This is a genomic window from Bradyrhizobium sp. SHOUNA76, assembly GCF_023006445.1.
GTDB lineage: Bacteria > Pseudomonadota > Alphaproteobacteria > Rhizobiales > Xanthobacteraceae > Bradyrhizobium.
Genome location: NZ_JALBHA010000825.1, coordinates 1 through 1,672, shown reverse-complemented (window position 1 = coordinate 1,672; position 1,672 = coordinate 1). Strand labels below are relative to the sequence as shown.

1 protein-coding gene and 1 pseudogene are annotated in these 1,672 nt (G+C 65.8%); both read left to right on the top strand.

Annotated features, from left to right (window positions below; genetic code table 11):
• A partial coding sequence (locus tag MOV74_RS37570) for a DUF3108 domain-containing protein (RefSeq protein ID WP_246932493.1) occupies nucleotides 1–389 on the top strand: 389 nt, incomplete at its 5' end.
• 755 nt (nucleotides 390–1,144) lie between these two features.
• Nucleotides 1,145–1,672 (top strand): annotated as a pseudogene (locus MOV74_RS37565) (helicase); the annotation flags it as partial.

Here is a 1,672-nt window from a genome sequence, read left to right as displayed (position 1 = left end):
CCTCGCTGCTGCGCGTGCCCGGCACCGGCGACCCCGTGACGCCGGAGGCCTGCCACAGCGCGGCGCCCGTGTTCGACGGCCGCATGCGCTACGACCTCAAGCTCGATTTCAAGCGCATGGAGACCGTGAAGGCGGAGAAGGGCTATCACGGCCCGGTCGTGGTCTGCTCGCTCTATTTCGTCCCTGTCGCCGGCTACATCCCCGATCGCCCTGTGATCAAATACCTCGCCGCCCAGCGCAACATCGAGATCGCGTTCGCTCCCGTGGCCGGCACCCGCATCCTGGTCCCGTTCTGGCTGAAAGTGCCGACGCCGCTGGGACCGGCCATGCTGGAAGCCACCAGCTTCATCACCACAGCCCAGCCGCCACGGGTGGCGAAGACGCAGTAGGGCCGCAGGCCCCGTCTGTTAACCCGTCATCCTGAGGCGGCCGCCTCTTCGGCTGCTCTCGAAGGACGACGGCCCGGCTCTCGCCACCAGCATATCTGCGCCAGCCGCCGCAATCGGGGCCGTTCATCCTTCGAGGCTCCCGGCGCGGTGCTCTGCACCGCGCCACTCGCGCCTCAGGAGGACGGAGAAAAAGTGCAGCGCTTTCAACCACATCCCTACTGTGCATGGGGTTGTTTTCGCGAAAATGAGCTTGGGGGCCCGACCTGCCGGGAATCCATTTGACTCCTTCCCGATTCTGATTCGACTCCGCGCCGTCCCCAACTTAACGCCTTCCGCCATCGAAACGTCACTTGTACGGCAGCCCAAAACTCCATCTAGTTGCAGCCGATAGGGACTCCCGCGACATGTTGCGTGAACGGAACGGGACTCAATCTGGAGTCAGCGATTCGGCCGCGATTCGTTCTAGAGTCGTTCCGAAGCTTAAGACCAACGGGAAAAGCGTCGCAAAGTGAGACAGTTGCGCGAGGTTTGGGGAGTACGCCTCTACACATCCGGCGTCGTCGCCCGGCTTGACCGGGCGATCCAGTACGCCGCGGCGGTTGTGGTCGAGCGGACGGGCCGCGGCGTACTGGATGCCCCGGTCAAGCCGGGGCATGACAGCGGAGTGCGTAGTGACAGCTCCGTGTGCCCAGCCGCCGGCCCGCCCCAGATAGCACTGACATTCGCCCAAATCGCCATTACCTAATCCCCCAGACATGGCCTTTTCTTCCTCCCCCTTCGCTTCCGAGCGCGCGCTTTCCGATCGAGCGGCTGGCGCGGGCGTCACTGCGGTGCTCGGGCCGACCAACACCGGCAAGACCCATCTCGCCATCGAGCGGATGCTCGCGCATCCCTCGGGGATGATCGGGCTGCCGCTGCGGCTCTTGGCGCGCGAGGTCTACAACAAGATCGCGGCGCGGGTCGGCAGCGAGGCGGTCGCGCTCGTCACCGGCGAGGAGAAGATCAAGCCGAAGAGCCCGCGCTATTGGGTCTCGACCGTCGAGGCGATGCCGCGCGACCTCGACCTCTCCTTCCTCGCCGTCGATGAGGTTCAGATCGCCAGCGATCTCGAACGCGGCCACGTCTTCACCGACCGCATCCTCAACCGCCGCGGCCGCGACGAGACGCTGCTGCTGGGCGCTGCGACCATGCGCCCCATCATCGAGCGGCTGCTGCCGGGCGTCTCCATGATCACGCGGCCGCGCCTGTCGCAGCTGGAATTCGCCGGCGACCGCAAGATCACG